The sequence below is a fragment of the Pantoea trifolii genome, assembly GCF_024506435.1.
In the GTDB taxonomy this organism is placed as follows: domain Bacteria; phylum Pseudomonadota; class Gammaproteobacteria; order Enterobacterales; family Enterobacteriaceae; genus Pantoea; species Pantoea trifolii.
Genome location: NZ_JANIET010000001.1, coordinates 87,318 through 102,751 on the forward strand (window position 1 = coordinate 87,318; position 15,434 = coordinate 102,751).

The 15,434-nt window shown below is 59.3% G+C and carries 14 protein-coding genes; 2 read left to right on the plus strand and 12 right to left on the minus strand.

The features are described 5' to 3' along the window. Positions 1 to 11: 11 nt before the first annotated feature. The 8 genes from NQH49_RS00415 to NQH49_RS00450 form a co-directional block, all read right to left on the minus strand. The gene (locus NQH49_RS00415) at positions 12 to 773 is read right to left on the minus strand and encodes a GntR family transcriptional regulator (protein WP_256697942.1); all 762 of its coding nucleotides are present in this window, start codon (positions 771 to 773) and stop codon (positions 12 to 14) included. A 14-nt stretch (positions 774 to 787) separates the two neighbouring features. Then, positions 788 to 2,164: a dihydroorotase gene (locus tag NQH49_RS00420; RefSeq protein WP_256697943.1), complete on the minus strand. Its 1,377-nt coding sequence runs from the start codon at positions 2,162 to 2,164 to the stop codon at positions 788 to 790. Then, positions 2,164 to 3,087 (minus strand): ABC transporter substrate-binding protein, encoded by a 924-nt coding sequence (locus NQH49_RS00425; RefSeq protein WP_256697944.1) that lies wholly within the window; start codon positions 3,085 to 3,087, stop codon positions 2,164 to 2,166. Before NQH49_RS00425 ends, NQH49_RS00420 begins: the two co-directional genes overlap by 1 nt. Continuing rightward, a complete protein-coding gene (locus NQH49_RS00430; RefSeq protein WP_256697945.1) occupies positions 3,087 to 4,130 on the minus strand; it encodes an alpha-hydroxy acid oxidase in 1,044 nt (347 codons plus the stop codon). The genes NQH49_RS00425 and NQH49_RS00430 overlap by 1 nt, the downstream gene beginning before the upstream one ends. Next, a complete protein-coding gene (locus NQH49_RS00435) occupies positions 4,114 to 5,643 on the minus strand; it encodes an amino acid ABC transporter permease/ATP-binding protein (protein ID WP_256697946.1) in 1,530 nt (509 codons plus the stop codon). Before NQH49_RS00435 ends, NQH49_RS00430 begins: the two co-directional genes overlap by 17 nt. Before the next feature lie 55 nt (positions 5,644 to 5,698). Next, a complete protein-coding gene (locus NQH49_RS00440; protein ID WP_256697947.1) occupies positions 5,699 to 6,595 on the minus strand; it encodes a transporter substrate-binding domain-containing protein in 897 nt (298 codons plus the stop codon). Between the two features lie 200 nt (positions 6,596 to 6,795). Beyond that, positions 6,796 to 7,767 carry a D-2-hydroxyacid dehydrogenase gene (locus NQH49_RS00445; protein WP_256697948.1) on the minus strand — a complete coding sequence of 324 codons (972 nt, stop codon included), beginning with the start codon at positions 7,765 to 7,767 and terminating at the stop codon, positions 6,796 to 6,798. Beyond that, positions 7,767 to 8,159 carry a RidA family protein gene (locus NQH49_RS00450; RefSeq protein ID WP_256697949.1) on the minus strand — a complete coding sequence of 131 codons (393 nt, stop codon included), beginning with the start codon at positions 8,157 to 8,159 and terminating at the stop codon, positions 7,767 to 7,769. Before NQH49_RS00450 ends, NQH49_RS00445 begins: the two co-directional genes overlap by 1 nt. Positions 8,160 to 8,506: 347 nt before the next feature. On the opposite strand from NQH49_RS00450, the gene glyQ reads away from it, so the two are divergent. Beyond that, positions 8,507 to 9,418, plus strand: coding sequence for a glycine--tRNA ligase subunit alpha (gene glyQ, locus NQH49_RS00455; RefSeq protein WP_008105242.1), 912 nt, complete (start codon positions 8,507 to 8,509; stop codon positions 9,416 to 9,418). 9 nt (positions 9,419 to 9,427) lie between these two features. Next, positions 9,428 to 11,497 (plus strand): glycine--tRNA ligase subunit beta, encoded by a 2,070-nt coding sequence (gene glyS / locus NQH49_RS00460; RefSeq protein WP_256697950.1) that lies wholly within the window; start codon positions 9,428 to 9,430, stop codon positions 11,495 to 11,497. 155 nt (positions 11,498 to 11,652) lie between these two features. Here the strand turns inward: glyS and NQH49_RS00465 are convergent, their stop codons facing one another. The 4 genes from NQH49_RS00465 to selA all read right to left on the minus strand — a co-directional run bounded on the left by NQH49_RS00465 (position 11,653) and on the right by selA (position 15,432). Then, on the minus strand, positions 11,653 to 11,841 hold the full coding sequence (locus NQH49_RS00465) for a hypothetical protein (RefSeq protein WP_256697951.1): 189 nt from the start codon (positions 11,839 to 11,841) through the stop codon (positions 11,653 to 11,655). After that, positions 11,819 to 12,091 carry a type II toxin-antitoxin system ParD family antitoxin gene (locus NQH49_RS00470; RefSeq protein WP_256698467.1) on the minus strand — a complete coding sequence of 91 codons (273 nt, stop codon included), beginning with the start codon at positions 12,089 to 12,091 and terminating at the stop codon, positions 11,819 to 11,821. Before NQH49_RS00470 ends, NQH49_RS00465 begins: the two co-directional genes overlap by 23 nt. A 111-nt stretch (positions 12,092 to 12,202) precedes the next feature. Further along, positions 12,203 to 14,056 (minus strand): selenocysteine-specific translation elongation factor, encoded by a 1,854-nt coding sequence (selB, locus tag NQH49_RS00475; protein WP_256697953.1) that lies wholly within the window; start codon positions 14,054 to 14,056, stop codon positions 12,203 to 12,205. Further along, a complete protein-coding gene (gene selA / locus NQH49_RS00480; RefSeq protein WP_256697954.1) occupies positions 14,053 to 15,432 on the minus strand; it encodes an L-seryl-tRNA(Sec) selenium transferase in 1,380 nt (459 codons plus the stop codon). The genes selB and selA overlap by 4 nt, the downstream gene beginning before the upstream one ends. Positions 15,433 to 15,434 lie beyond the last annotated feature (2 nt).

A 15,434-nucleotide genomic window follows, 5' to 3' on the forward strand; every position in this document is an offset into this window, starting at 1 on the left:
GCAATGCGAAATTAGCCGAGAGCGGAACGGTGCTGGCGGCGTTGGGTAATCAGGGTTTCGTAATCCACGTCCAGCGCCTGAATGCGGATGTGGTTCTCAACCTCGTCGGTCATTTTGGCGATGTCGCCATCGGCAAAGACATTAATCAGCCGCTGGTGCTCCTCGATGATGTCGCTCATCGATTTGCCCATGGTGGAGAGGCCGAAAATCACCGTCAGCTGACGGGCAATCGACTCCCACAAATTGCTCAGCACCGGGTTGTGCGCGAAGCTGCACAGCGTGCGGTGGAAATCGGTATCGGCGGAGGCAAAGCCGTAAACGTCATCGTTTTGCATCATCGCCTGCATCTGCGCCACGCCTTGATAGAGCTGATTAAGCTGCTCGGCGCTGTTGCGTCCGGCCTCAATCGCGCGGCGACAGGCCAGCGTCTCCAGCGGAATGCGCACATCGATAATCTGCTCCAGCCGCTGATGGGAAATCTCCATCAGGCGAATGCCTTTGTACGGCTCGCTGGTGACGATGCCCTGGCTCTCCAGAATGCGCAGCGCCTCACGAATCGGTACGCGGCTCATGCCGAGTTTGGCCACCAACTCCGGTTCCGCGATGCGGTCGCCGGGCAGGATCAGGCCGCGCGAGGCGGCGCTGAGAATGGCATCCACGGCGTGATCGACCAGCGTGCGCGGACGCGCGGTATTCCAGTTGTTATCGGTGGCCGCGTCCTGCGCCAGCGGGGCGCTGTTTTTACGGCTAGTGGTAGAGGATTTTCCTGCCATGTTATTTGTCCTGTTTAAACCTGTCGGGTCACGAACTGACCGAAGCCGGGTTCAACCTGCATCTGGTCATCCTGGAATACTGTGACGCCACGAATCAATGTGCGCACCACTTTACCCTGACAGCGCATCCCTTCAAATGCGCTCCACTTGCCGAGTCCCTGAAAATTCGCGCCGCGCACCGTCCAGCTCTGGCTGGCGTCGTAGAACACCAAGTCGGCGTCGAAGCCGGGCGCAATCGCCCCTTTTTTGCCCCACAGCTGGAAAGCTTTGGCCGGGCCGCTGGCGGTCATGCGCGCAAACTCGCTGAGCGCTAAGCCACGTTCACTATGGGCCGCACTGAAGAACATCGGGCTGAGGGTTTCCACGCCGGTTAATCCCATGCCTGCATCCCAGATGCTGGCTTCACCCGCCTGCTTTTGTGCGGGCGTGTACGGACAATGGTCGGAGGCGATCATGTCGATATCGCCGCGCAGCAGCATCTGCCACAGCGCATCCACCACCGGACGCGGGCGGATCGGCGGGCCGCAGCGCGCGTTAGGGCCGATGCGCACCAGATCGTCTTCATCGAGCAGTAAATAGTGCGGACAGGTTTCGAAGCTGGCACGGACGCGGCCTTTGGCGGCGACGATGGTTTCCGCCGCGCGCGCCGAGCTGACGTGCACGATATGGCAGCGCGCGCCGGTCTCTTCGGCAATCGCTAACACGCGTCCCACCGCTTCGATCTCGGCGATTTCCGGCCCCGCCAGCGCATGCGCGCGTGCATCTTTGCGTCCGGCACGACGCTGTTCGCTGCCGGCACCGATCAGAATTTCGTGGTTTTCCGCGTGCACACCAATCAGCCCGTCGAAAGTGGCCAGCTCGCGCATGGCACGCAGCAAACCGTCATCGTCGAGACGCGGCAAACCTTTCTCGTCGGTGGCTTCACCGTTGGGCGCGCCGCTGCACAGGAAAGCTTTGAAGGCCAGCGCACCAGCCTGATCCAGCGCCGCCAGTTCATGTACGTTGCGGCCATCCAGTCCGGCCCATAGGGCGTAATCCACCGAACAGTTGTCTGCCAGCCAGCTTTTCTTGGCGCTGAAGTTAGCCAGCGATGTCGCCGGTGGCAGCGAATGCGGCATTTCGACGATGGTGGTGACGCCGTGCGCCGCTGCACCGCGCGTGCCTTCGCGCAGTTCCTGCTCGGGGAAATCGTGCGAGCCGGTGAAATGGGTATGCACATCAATCGCGCCAGGCACGATGATCAAGCCTTGCGCATCAATCACCTCATCAACGCCGTGTGTAATGGCGCCAGGCGATAACACGCCGCTAATCTTGCCGTTTTCGATCAGCAGATCCGCCAGTTCAGCGCGGGTTTCTGTCACCACCAAACCATTAATAATCAGCTGTTTCATCACTCTGCTCCTGCCTGCGTCACCAGCGCCGCATACGGCACCGGCTGTGACGAGTCGAGCCAGCCGATAGCCGTTAACAGCTGGCTGAAATGCACAAATTCGGTGCGTGGAATCACGCAATCAGGCGCAAACACGCCGGCCTGTTGATAAGCGGCAAGGCCGCGCACCAGCGCATCGCGCGGATAATCGGGGTAAAAAGCCTGCACCTGTTGCGCCAGTTCAGTGGCGTCATGGTTGGAGATCCACGCCAGCGCCTGCGCAATGGCGCGGGAGAAGGCGGCAAAGGCGGCGGCTTTCTCCTGCAGCACATCAGCGCGGGCGATGTAGGCGCTCCAGGGTACGTGGCCGCACAAACTGGCGAGGCTGCTAATGCTGTGGAGTTGTCCGGCGGCGATGGCGGGCGCCAGCATATGCATGGCGTGCAGCGCATAATCGGCTGCGCCATGGGCGACGGCTGCGAAATCTCGCGCCTGGTCGCCGCTGCCGGCGATCAGCTCGACATCATCCTGCAAACCGTGACGCGCCAGCAGCCAGCGGAACGTCAGCGTGGCGGTACCGACATTGCCGACATCCAGCACGCGTTTACCGCGTAAATCGCTGAGCTGAAAATCCGGCTGCGCCTGTGCCGCCGCAAGAAACCACGGATTGGCTGCCACCGAGGCGCAGAAACACTGCAGCTCCGCGCCGTGCTGCTGAAAATGCTTCATCACCACCATCGGGCCGCCGAGCGTGAGATCGGCGTCGCGATTCAGCACTGCGGGAACCTGGCCGCCTTGTACCGTGTGTCCGCCCGATTCGCTGGTGGTGAAGATCACATCAACTTGTTCGGCGGCAAACAGGCCAAGGCTCTGCGCCAGATAGTGCGCGCAGTAATAGATGCGCGATTCGCTGGCATCGCCTTGATTGAAAATCAATGTCTGCATTAGCCGCGCTCCTCGGTGATGAAACTGCCGTTTAGGCTCGCCATATCGCTGACGCCGCACCAATGGCTGATCGCGGTGATTTCATTGATCCAGCCGGACAGCAGATCGAACACCGCGCTTTCGCCATCCGCCACTAACGCACTGATGATCGGTCGCACGCTGAGCGACAGCGACGCGCCGAGGCAGCGCGCCACCACCGCATCGCTGCCGCAGCGCACGCCGCCATCCAGCAGCAGCGGCAGCCGGGTCACCGCCTGCAAATCGGGCAGCTGATCGACCGGCGTGGCCCAGCGCGCGCTCTGACGCAGGCCAATGTTCGAGGCGATCAGTCCACTGACGCCGTGCTGCGCGGCCTGCGCCGCATCGTCATGATGCAAAATACCTTTCAGCCACAGCGGAATATGATGATCGGCGCAGTGCGCCGCCACCTCGTCAATGTCCTGCCAGCGCCACACCGGAAAAGCCGGCAGCGGTGTAACGCCCGGCTGTGTGCCGCCGATGGTGTGCCAGCCGCGCTGTTTTAACGCATCGCCAATCGAGAAGCCGCCGGGCTGTAATCCCGCCACCGGATGTACCGGTGCCAGCACCGTTAGCACGATATTTTTAAATCCGGCCTGTGCAGCCTGATCGATTAACCCTTTAATGCGGCCGACATCGCCCGCCGCACGCAGTTGCAGCCAGCAGCGATCGTACTCCGCACCAATCTGCTCCAGTGGCGTGACGGTCTCTTCGGAGATCACCAGCGGAAGCTGCAGACGTTTACAGGCGCGCGCAATCGGCAACACACCTTCTTCATGGAAAATACGGTCACCGGCAAAGGCGCCGACGCCAATCGGCGCGGACCAGTTTTGCTGCAGCAGTGAAATCTGCGTTTCGATGCTTTCATTGCCCTGCAGCACGCGCGGTAACAGACGAAAGCGGCGCAGCGCCTGCTGATTGGCATCGGGTTCGTTACCCAGCGCATCGGCCGGTTGGCCCTGCATATAACGGAATAGCGCATCGCCGAGGCGTTCGCGTGCCGTGAGTTCAAAGCGCATTGGCATGTTGCGCCTCCGCAGCATTTTCATGTTCCAGGAAGGTGGCAAACGCTGGCGTTTGCGGATTTTGCAGAATCGTCGGCGGGCCTTCTTCAATCAGCGCGCCGTTCTGCAGGAACACCACGCGATCGGCAACGCCCGCCGCAAACGCGATGTCGTGGGTGCTGATGATCATGGTGATGCCGGTTTGTGCCAGGCTGCGCATGGTATGGTTCACTTCGCGTACCAGCTCCGGATCGAGCGCGGAAGTCGGCTCATCAAACAGCAGGATTTGCGGTTCTGCCGCCAGCGCGCGCGCAATGCCGACGCGCTGCTTCTGTCCGCCAGAAAGTTCATGCGGCAGCGAGGCGGCGAAATCACCGAGTCCTACCATTTTCAACGCGCGCATCGCTTTGCCGCGCGCGATTTCCGGCTGTGCGCCCTGCACGCGCAGCAGAATGCTCATCACGTTTTCCAGCGCTGTGAGGTGATCGAACAACGCGAAGTGCTGGAACACGATGCCAATGCCTGATTTGGCGCGGTTCACCGGCAGATGACGCTGCGCCAGCGCGCGACCATTTTCGTCGCTGCCCATAAAGTGGCCTTCGGTTTGAATGGTGCCGCTGCTGCGTGGCGTCAGCGCCAGAATCGATTTCAGCAGTGTACTTTTGCCCGAACCAGAGCGACCGAGCAGCACCACCACTTCGCCGCGACGTACGGTTAACGACAGCGATTTCAGCACCGCTTTACCGGCGTACTCGACGCTCAGCTGATCCACTTCCAGCACCGGCGCGGCAGTTTGTGTATCCCAGCGTCGTTTTGGTAGCTGCATCGGCATCACTTCCGCTTCCGGCGGCAGTTTCGCCAGCCGTGCGCGTGCCCGACGTGCACGTTCATCAAGGTTGTAGAACTTCTCCAGCCACCACTGCCCGCCCGCCAGCAGCGTGGAAAGAATCAGGTAGATGCCGCCCGAGGCGACCAGCACCGGAATAAACAGGAAGTTTTGCGACACAATCGCCTGGCCGCGCATCGTCAACTCATTGACGCCCACCACCGAAGCCAGCGAGGTCGATTTCAGCAGCCCAACAGTTTCATTGCCCATGGTGGGCAGAATGGCGCGCAGCGCCTGCGGAATCACCACGTGAATCATCTCTTTACTGCGTGAGTAACCGAATGCCTGCGCTGCTATGCTTTGGTCGCGATCGGTCGCCATAATGCCGCCGCGAATGATTTCGGCGCAGAAGGCGGTTTCGTTGATCATCAGGGCGACAAGGGCGCTGGTGAACGGGCTCAAACGCAGGCCAAATTCCGGCAGCACGTTGTACAGCAGAATCAGCTGCAGCAGCACCGGCGTGCCGCGCAGCGTATAGATGTAGATTTTCACCGGCACGCGAATAAACCCGTGCTTTGAGCTGCTGGCTAACGCCAGGAAAAAGCCAATCAAAATGCCGCCCGCCAGCGCGCCAACCAACAGCTGCACCGCGATAACAGCGCCTTCCCACAAGTAGGGGAAAGTCAGGTACTTAAGAAAATCATCCAAGGCGTTATCCTCCTCAACGCCTCGGTTTAGTCACCGAGGCGGCTGAGTTTATGCATTAACCACGCGCAACCACCGGACGTTCGGCAGCACTGCCCTGGCCCCAGTAATCCAGCAGTTTTTTCTGTGCGCCGCTCTCCTGAATCACCTTCATCGCGTCCAGCACCGCTGCGCGCAGCGTGGCGTTGTCTTTGGCGATCGGGAAGCCAACCATGATCGGCAGATCCACGGTGAAGCCGCTTTGCAGTGATTTGTCCGCTTTGGCGATGGCAATGGCTGAACCGGCTTCGGTCAGGTACACGTCCGCGCGACCGCTTTTCACCGCCTGAATGCTGTTGTCGGTGTTCTGCACCATCAGCATGCTCACTTCTGGCTTACCGGCGGCGCTGCATTTGGCGCTTTGCTCCGGTACCAGTTTGTTGGCTTCGTAGGAACCCGCTGCGGCGGCGACGGTTTTGCCGCACAGATCATCAACGCTGTTGATTTTCTTCGGGTTGCCTTGCGCCAGCACCGAGCCGTCTTGCACCTGCATTGAGGCGACGAAGGCGATCTGCTTCATGCGCTCTTCGGTGACGTAAAGCATCGGGCCGATATCCGCGCGTCCGCTGGAGATTGAGGTGAGCAGCACGTTGAACGAGCCGCTTTGGTAACTGTGTTTCGCGCCAAGGCAGCTGCTGATGCGCTCGAACAGCGAAGGATCGAGACCTTCAATGATGCTGGGATCTTTTTTCGATGGCGCTTCAAAGCCTTTGGTGTAGCCGCCAAGGCCAACCACCAGATCTTTGCCTTTCAGCGACGGATATTTAGTTTGCAGTGTTTTGCACTGCGCCATCGCCGCGAAGTCGCTGGCGGTAGGCGTGATGGGATCGGTGCTGGCTGCGTGGGCGCTGGAGAGGCCCGCCAGTAAGCTGCCGCTGAGACCAGAGATTAACAAAGCAGTGCGTGCAAATTTCATAATAAGGTTCCCCTGATGCTGGTGAATGAGAAAGCGATGACCTTGTGATTTATGAACGTCTTTGGTATTTGGGTGCTGCTTGTCCCTCACCCCAGCCCTCTCCCGCAAGCGGGAGAGGGCGCCGATAGTGCGGGCTGGAAATCTATTCATCCCCTCTCCCATTTATGGGAGAGGGTTAGGGTGAGGGGAAAAGCGCACCCTTAATAACCTCGTGCCGGATCAACCTGATTACGCAGCGGTTGCCCGTGGCGGAAACGTGCCAGGTTATCGATAAACACCTCAAGGCATCCGGCGAGGTAGGCGCTGTGATCGTCAAGGCTGCAGTGCGGCGTCATCACTACGCCGGGCGTGTGCCACAGCGGGTCGTCGGCGGGTAACGGCTCTTGCGGATAGACATCCAGCACCGCGCCAGCCAGTTCGCCCGCGTTGAGTTTTTCGCGCATCGCGCTGTAATCAAACACATCGGCGCGGCCAACAATCACGATGCCCGCGCGTACGGGCAGCAGATCGAAGCGGCGGCGATCGAACAGGTTGTGGGTTTGTGGCGTCAGCGGCAGCGTCGACACCACCACATCCACCTGCGGCAGCACATCGTCTAGCGCGTCAATGCGGATGCAGCGCGCCACGTTGGCATCACACTGGCCGCTGCGCGTCACGCCAATCACGCGATAGCCTTGTGCCGTCAGCAGTTTTGCCGCTGCGGCGCCAATGCCGCCAACGCCCAGCAGCAGCACGGTTTTGCCGCGTGCGCAGCCGCCAAAGGTCGGACGCCACACACGCTGCGCCTGATCCTGCAGAAAACCGGGAATGCCGAAGTTGAACATCAGCGCCGCCATCAAAATGAATTCGGCACCTTTATCGCCGTGCACGCCAGAGGCATTGGTGAGCGTCACGCCCGGCGGCCAGTGCGCCAGCCACTGCTCAACGCCCGCCGACATCACCTGCACCCAGCTCAAGCGCGGCGTGCTGAACTGATCGAGCGCTAGCTTGCGGCCGCTCCACAGAATGTCGCAGCGGGCGAGGAAGTCGGCAGTGTGTGCCGCATCGCTGTTTTCGCTCAGCGTAAAGTGGCCGCGCAACGGCGGATGCGCGTCGAGCTGCAGTTGCAGCTGCTCGACGGAGAGATGGAGTGCGCGCGGCGCGCTGGCGTCGTTCTCGATATGAATATGCATCAGCGCATCGCCGTCACTTCCATCTCGACCAATAGGTCAGGATGGTTGAGTTGAATGCCGACGGTGGCGCGCGCCGGGAAAGGGAACTGGAAGAATTCACTGTAAGCGGCGTTCATCGCGCTGAAGGTGCTGAGATCGGTCAGGTAAATAGTGACGCGAACGACGTTGTCGAAGGTCATGTTCGCTTCGCTCAACAGGTCGCCGACGTTTTTCAGCACCTGACGCGTCTGGCTGGCGATGTCGTAGCCCATCATCTCGCCGCTGTAGGGATCAATCGCCACCTGGCCGGAAATAAACAGCATCGGTTCGTGCAGCACGGCGGCAGAGAGCGGCGCAGGCCCCATTGGGCGGTCGCTGGCGATCATTCCGGGATAACTCAACGCAATCTTCATGGTGAAATCTCAGGCAAAACTGTTTCACCGCAATTTCGTATACGATTATACGAGTGTCAATGTGCGATTTTTAACCATCGGGTCAAAAAGGTGATGTGCGTCACGTAATAGGATTTGCTGATATATCTATCAATATTATGAAATTTAAGGTTTTAATTAGGTTGTTGTTGAGATAAATGGTGATGAATGTGAATCGTATACGATTTTCTTATTGTTCTGTTTTTGCCGGCTGAAGCCTGCTGCAATCACCTGGCCGCTGGCCTGGATTTCCGGCTGCACAATCCGCGGTCAAAGGGTATACTGGCGCACTCTTTTTTTAACCGATCCGTATCGCGTGCGAATTCAACATGCAAAAGTTTGATACCAAGACCTTTCAGGGCCTGATCCTGACCTTGCAGGATTACTGGGCGCGTCAAGGCTGCACCATTGTCCAACCGTTGGACATGGAAGTGGGCGCCGGCACCTCACACCCGATGACTTGCCTGCGTGCCTTAGGCCCAGAGCCGATGGCGACTGCTTACGTGCAGCCATCTCGTCGTCCGACCGATGGACGTTACGGTGAAAACCCGAACCGTTTACAGCACTATTACCAGTTCCAGGTAGTGATTAAGCCTAACCCGGACAACCTTCAGGAGCTGTACCTTGGGTCGCTGAAAGAGCTGGGTATGGATCCCACCATCCACGACATTCGCTTTGTCGAAGACAACTGGGAAAACCCAACGCTCGGTGCGTGGGGACTCGGTTGGGAAGTGTGGCTGAACGGCATGGAAGTGACGCAGTTCACTTACTTCCAGCAGGTTGGTGGCCTGGAGTGCAAGCCGGTAACCGGCGAGATCACCTACGGCTTAGAGCGCCTGGCGATGTACATTCAGGGCGTAGACAGCGTTTACGATCTGGTGTGGAGCGACGGTCCGTTCGGCAAAACCACCTACGGCGAAGTGTTCCATCAGAACGAAGTGGAGCAGTCGACCTACAACTTCGAATACGCTGACGTTGACTTCCTTTTCACCTGCTTCGAGCAGTATGAGAAAGAAGCGCAGCAACTGCTGGCGCTGGAAAAACCGCTGCCGCTGCCGGCTTACGAGCGCATTCTGAAAGCGGCGCACAGTTTTAACCTGCTGGACGCCCGCAAAGCGATTTCGGTTACCGAACGCCAGCGCTATATCCTGCGTATCCGCACCCTGACGAAAGCCGTGGCGGAAGCCTATTATGCGTCCCGTGAGGCGCTTGGCTTCCCGATGTGCAATAAAAACAAGTAAGAGGCAGCCATGACCGATAAAACTTTCCTGGTGGAAATTGGCACCGAAGAGTTGCCTCCGAAAGCGCTGCGCAGCCTGGCAGAAGCCTTTGCTGCGCACTTCACCGCTGAACTCGATAGCGCCGGTCTGGCGCACGGCGAAGTGAGCTGGTTTGCTGCGCCGCGTCGTCTGGCGCTGAAAGTGGCCCAGCTGGCTGCCGCGCAGCCCGATCGCGAAGTGGAGAAACGTGGCCCGGCTATTGCCGCTGCGTTTGATGCCGATGGCAACGCCACCAAAGCGGCCGAAGGTTGGGCGCGTGGTAACGGCATCACCGTGGCGCAGGCGGAACGTCTGAGCACGGACAAAGGTGAATGGCTGGTGCATCGCGCCGCCATCACCGGCGAAAGCGCGCAGGCGCTGCTGCCAGCGATGGTTGCTACCGCGCTGAGTAAGCTGCCGATTCCTAAGCTGATGCGCTGGGGCGCGAGCGACGTGCAGTTTGTGCGTCCGGTGCACACCGTTACGCTGCTGCTGGGTGACGAGCTGATCCCCGCGAAGATTCTGGGCACTCAGTCCGATCGCGTGATTCGCGGCCATCGCTTTATGGGCGAGCCTGAATTCACCATCGACAACGCCGATCAGTATCCGCAGCTGCTGCTGGAACGCGGCAAAGTGGTGGCGGATTACGCGGCGCGTAAAGCCAAAATCAAAGCAGACGCGGAAGCAGCGGCCCAGAAGATTGGCGGCATCGCCGATCTGAGCGAAAGCCTGCTGGAAGAAGTGACCTCGCTGGTGGAATGGCCGGTGGTATTGACGGCGAAATTCGAAGAGAAGTTCCTCGCGGTGCCGGCTGAAGCGCTGGTTTACACCATGAAAGGTGACCAGAAGTACTTCCCGGTGTACGACGCGGCGGGCAAGCTGCTGCCGAATTTCATCTTCGTCACCAACATTGAATCCAAAGATCCTCAGCAGATTATTTCCGGTAATGAGAAGGTGGTGCGCCCGCGTCTGGCGGACGCCGAGTTCTTCTTCAACACCGACCGCAAAAAGCGTCTGGAAGATAATCTGCCGCGTCTGGAAACCGTACTGTTCCAGAAAGAGCTGGGTACGCTGCGTGACAAAACCGATCGCATTCAGGCGCTGGCTGGCTGGATTGCCGCGCAGATTGGTGCTGATGTGAATCACGCTACCCGCGCCGGTTTACTGTCAAAATGTGACCTGATGACCAACATGGTGTTCGAGTTCACCGACACGCAGGGCGTGATGGGCATGCACTACGCGCGCCACGATGGCGAAGCGGAAGATGTGGCTGTGGCGCTGAACGAGCAGTATCAGCCGCGCTTTGCCGGTGACGATCTGCCGTCAAATCCTGTGGCCTGTGCCGTCGCGATTGCCGACAAGATGGACACCCTGGCGGGTATCTTTGGCATCGGTCAGCATCCGAAAGGCGACAAAGATCCGTTCGCACTGCGCCGTGCCGCGCTGGGCGTGCTGCGCATCATCGTTGAGAAAAACCTGCCGCTCGATCTGCAAACGCTGACCGAAGAAGCGGTGCGCCTTTACGGCAGCAAGCTGAGCAACGGCAAAGTGGTCGATGAAGTGATCGACTTTATGCTGGGCCGTTTCCGTACCTGGTATCAGGAAGAGGGCCACAGCGTTGACACCATTCAGGCGGTGCTGGCACGTCGTCCAACCCGTCCGGCTGATTTCGATGCGCGCATGAAGGCGGTTTCGCACTTCCGCACGCTGGAAGCGGCCGCGACATTGGCCGCCGCCAACAAACGTGTGTCGAACATCCTGGCGAAATCGACTGAAACCCTGAATGACAGCGTGCAGGCTTCCCTGCTGAAAGAGAACGAAGAGATCCAACTGGCGACTTTCGTGACCGCGCTGGGCGATAAGCTGCAGCCGTACTTTGCAGAAGGTCGCTATCAGGATGCGCTGGTTGAGCTGGCGCAGCTGCGTGAAGCGGTGGATAACTTCTTCGATAAAGTGATGGTGAACGCTGATGATCAGGCGGTGCGTATTAACCGTCTGACGCTGTTGGCACAGCTGCGCCAGCTGTTCCTGCAGGTGGCGGATATTTCGCTGCTGCAGTAGTTTACCTGGTCGCCATAAATGGCGGCCCTGCGAAAAAAGGGGACGAGAAATCGTCCCCTTTTTGTTTTCAAAACTCGGCGCTAACGTCCTGCGAGTGGTGCAAGATACGCCCGATGAAGATTTCATCCACTTCAGCGCGATAGATTACAATATGCTTAATAAATCTGCTTACCTAAATCCGGTCGTTTGCGGCCTAAATCAAACATGGCGAGTTTGTCGAAGAGCTGAGTGAATCTGGCGCTATAGTCATCAGCTAACTGCTCTCCATAATTCCAGTAGCCATAAATCCAGATCTTCATCAGATCTGCATCAGCTTCCGGTTTAATCGTGATGGTCCTTTTCATAAATGCCTATCCTGGCTTTTGCTCGTCTTAGAAAATCTTCATGATTCCACTCTTTTCCCGGGCCGCTTTCAAAGCCCTCTCTGACCAACTCTCTGAGTTTTTCCAGCTTTGATTCCGCCTGCTTCTCCCGCAGCAAGCGCAGCGAGTCGCGCACCACTTCGCTTTGCGTACGGTAGTCGCCAGACTCAACCAGAGATTCAACAAACTCGCGCAGTTCATCGCCTAAATCGATCGTCATGGTACGTGCCATCATTGCCATCCAATGTAAGAGTATTTCTTACATTCTGGCACTTTTTTGCGCAACTGGGAATGTGCGTTGCAGCGCAGTTACAAGCTGAACTGCGAGGCAACGCGAGAGATTTTATGCAGATGAGATGGGAAACAGGCGTGCGTCGCGCAGCAGATGTTCGTTACCACGGCGGCGGGTGAAGCCGCTGCGGTCGAAGAATTCCAGAATCTGTATCGCCACTTTGCGCCCGGTGCCCAGCTGGTTGCGGAAGTCGGCGGCGCTGGTGCTGCCATCCTGCGCGGCGCGGCTCCGAATCAGATCGGCGAAGATCTGGATCTGGTCGCTGCGATAGTAGCGATCGCGCACGATCGCGGTGATGTGTCCGAGCCGTGCGGCAGTGAGCAGCAGCGATCGAATCGCCTGTTCATCCTGCTGCAGCGCCAGCGCGATATCGCGCACCCACAGCGGCTGGTCGCCAAACAGCGGGCCGACCTGCTGCCAAAGTGCTTCTTCCTGCGGGTTGAAGCGCGGTTCGAAATCGGGCAGATGCAGCCAGCCTTGCCGCTGTTGCAGCTGGCCTTGCGCCAGCAGCTGATCAATCAGCGCTAGCACCCATTCGGCAGGCTGATGCGGCATGGCCACGCGACGCAAACGGTCGTGACCGATCCCCGGCACTTCGGGATGCTGCTGATGAAAATGTGCCAGCGATTCCAGCAGCTTTTGCTGCCAAAGTGCCGCCTGCGCAGCACTCATTAGCGCGTTACCGAGCTGCACCGGCGCTGTGTTCTCAATCAGTGCATCCAGCGCGGGTTCGGTAAGCTGACGCGCCCATGCCAGATCGCGTAATTCTGTCGGTTGATACGCCAGATGCGCCTGCAGGCTGGCGTCATCATCTTGTGCGGCGGCCAGCTGCTGCAGCCAGACGAGATACTCCGCCTGACGTTTGCCACGCTTTTTACTGTTAAGCAGCAGCACGCGCGCGCCGCCCAGCGTGTGCTGTGCGTTGCTGTCGCGAAGAATCAGCCGATCGTTCTCCGCCAGCCACAGCGGCTCGTTCAGGACTATTTCCGCCACATCATCCGCCAGCAGCGTGATGCGTCCGGTGACGTGGCTGGCGGCGTGGTGGATATGAATCGGCTGCGATGCACTTTTCAGCGGCTGCAGCAAGCGCAGCGCCACGGTTAAGCGCGTGGTGCCTTCCGCTTTGGCCTGTGACAGCAGCCAATCGCCGCGCGCGATCTGCGCTTTTTCCACATCGCCAACGATATTTAATGCAATACGCTCACCGGCCTGCGCGTGCGTCACCGATTGGTTCTGCGCATGCAGGGCACGCACGCGCAGCGGCAGATTCAGGCTGCTGAGCCAAAGGGTATCACCGACGTTCACTTCACCCGTCAGCGCGGTGCCGGTGACCACCAATCCAGTACCTTTCAGCGTGAAGGCGCGATCGATGGCGAGACGAAAACGGTAACGCGGGTCGAACGCCGGTTCCGCCAGCGTGCTGAGATGCTGGCGCAGCGCGTCGATGCCTTGCTGCGTGTGGCTGCTGGTGACAAATTGCGGCACTGCCGGCCAGCCGAGTTGCTGCGTGAGCTGCGCCACCTGTAGCTGGACTGACGCGATGCGCGCCTCATCCACGCGATCGGCTTTGGTCAGCGCCACGCTAAGCGGTGGCTGTCCGGCCAGGCTCAGCAGCTGCAGATGTTCGCGGGTTTGCGGCATCACGCCATCGTCGCAGGCCACCACCAGCAGCGCGTGATGAATGCCGCCAATGCCCGCCAGCATATTGGCGAGAAATTTCTCGTGGCCCGGCACATCAATAAAGCCGAGTACGCGTCCGTCCGGCTGCGGCCAATAGGCGTAGCCGAGATCGATGGTCATACCGCGCCGTTTCTCTTCGGGCAGGCGATCGGCATCCACGCCGGTTAATGCCTGTAGCAACGCGGTTTTACCGTGATCGACGTGTCCAGCGGTGGCAATAATCATGGCGCTATGGCCTGAATCAGCGCGCTTTCATCATCAAGGCAGCGTAAATCCAACCACAGTTTGCCTTCCTGAATGCGGCCAATTACCGGGCGCGCTAAGCTGCGCCAGCGCTGTGACAAACTGGCAAGCTGGCTGCCGCGACCATCGCGTGGCGTGAAGGTGATGGCGAAACTGGCAATACGCTCAACCGGTAGCGATCCGCTGCCGATTTGCGAAGAACAGGGCGCGATCGCCAACGAAAAATCATTGCTAAAAGTCTTTTCTAATGCGGGCATCAATCGTTCGGCCTGCTGCAGAATATCGTGCGAGGAACGCGTCAGCAGCCGCAGCGTCGGCAGGGCTTCGCGCAGCGTGTCTGGCTGGCGATAAAGTTGCAAGGTGGCTTCCAGCGCTGCGAGCGTCATTTTATCGACGCGCAGCGCGCGTTTCAGCGGATGCGACTGCAGTTGATCAATCAGCGCCTGCTTGCCGACGATAATGCCGGCCTGCGGACCGCCGAGCAGTTTGTCGCCGGAGAAGCTCACCAGACTGACGCCCGCGGCGATCAGCTGCTGCGGCATCGGTTCGGCGGGCAGACCAAATTCGGTCATATCGACCAGCGAACCGCTGCCAAGATCGGTGATCACCGGCAGTTGATAAGCGTCACCCAGCTCAACCAATTCCGCTTCTGTTACCGCATGGGTAAAGCCCTGAATCTGATAATTGCTGGTGTGCACCTTCATCAGCAAGCCGCTGTTTTCCGCGATCGCGGCACGATAATCTTTCAGATGCGTGCGGTTGGTGGTGCCGACTTCAACCAGCTTGCAGCCCGCCTGGCGCATCACGTCGGGGATGCGAAAGGCACCGCCAATTTCCACCAGCTCGCCGCGCGAGACAATCACTTCGCGTCCCGGTGCTAAAGCCGCCAGCATCAGTAACACGGCGGCAGCGTTGTTGTTGACGATACAGGCCGCTTCCGCGCCGGTTAATTCGCACAGCAGCGCGCTGACGGCGCGATCGCGATGGCCGCGCGCCGCATCATCCAGCGCATATTCCAGCGTGACCGGCTGACGCAGGCTGTTAACCACCGCATCGATGGCGCGATCGCTCAGCTGCGCGCGGCCGAGATTGGTGTGCAGCACGGTACCGGTGAGATTGAACACCGGACGCAGTGCACTTTGCTGCTGCTGCTGGCTGCGGCGCAGCGCTTCATCGGGCCAGTTCACGTGCCATTCCGGCAAGGTTTGATGCTGCTGAATGTGCTCGCGCGCTTCCTGCTGCATGCTGCGCAGCTGGCGCGTGGCAAAGGCGGTACCGTGATGCGCCAGCAGCGGCTGCAGCGCCGGATCGCGCAGCAGGCTGTCGATAGCAGGTAATTGGCTGTACAGGTTTTTCATCA

Bases quoted from the DNA above. Each gene is read 5' to 3' on its own strand.
- NQH49_RS00415 (WP_256697942.1), bottom strand. From the start codon at position 773: ATGGCAGGAAAATCCTCTACCACTAGCCGTAAAAACAGCGCCCCGCTG.
- NQH49_RS00420 (WP_256697943.1), bottom strand. From the start codon at position 2,164: ATGAAACAGCTGATTATTAATGGTTTGGTGGTGACAGAAACCCGCGCT.
- NQH49_RS00425 (WP_256697944.1), bottom strand. From the start codon at position 3,087: ATGCAGACATTGATTTTCAATCAAGGCGATGCCAGCGAATCGCGCATC.
- NQH49_RS00430 (WP_256697945.1), bottom strand. From the start codon at position 4,130: ATGCCAATGCGCTTTGAACTCACGGCACGCGAACGCCTCGGCGATGCG.
- NQH49_RS00440 (WP_256697947.1), bottom strand. From the start codon at position 6,595: ATGAAATTTGCACGCACTGCTTTGTTAATCTCTGGTCTCAGCGGCAGC.
- NQH49_RS00445 (WP_256697948.1), bottom strand. From the start codon at position 7,767: ATGCATATTCATATCGAGAACGACGCCAGCGCGCCGCGCGCACTCCAT.
- NQH49_RS00450 (WP_256697949.1), bottom strand. From the start codon at position 8,159: ATGAAGATTGCGTTGAGTTATCCCGGAATGATCGCCAGCGACCGCCCA.
- glyQ (WP_008105242.1), top strand. From the start codon at position 8,507: ATGCAAAAGTTTGATACCAAGACCTTTCAGGGCCTGATCCTGACCTTG.
- glyS (WP_256697950.1), top strand. From the start codon at position 9,428: ATGACCGATAAAACTTTCCTGGTGGAAATTGGCACCGAAGAGTTGCCT.
- NQH49_RS00465 (WP_256697951.1), bottom strand. From the start codon at position 11,841: ATGAAAAGGACCATCACGATTAAACCGGAAGCTGATGCAGATCTGATG.
- NQH49_RS00470 (WP_256698467.1), bottom strand. From the start codon at position 12,091: ATGGCACGTACCATGACGATCGATTTAGGCGATGAACTGCGCGAGTTT.
- selB (WP_256697953.1), bottom strand. From the start codon at position 14,056: ATGATTATTGCCACCGCTGGACACGTCGATCACGGTAAAACCGCGTTG.
- selA (WP_256697954.1), bottom strand. From the start codon at position 15,432: ATGAAAAACCTGTACAGCCAATTACCTGCTATCGACAGCCTGCTGCGC.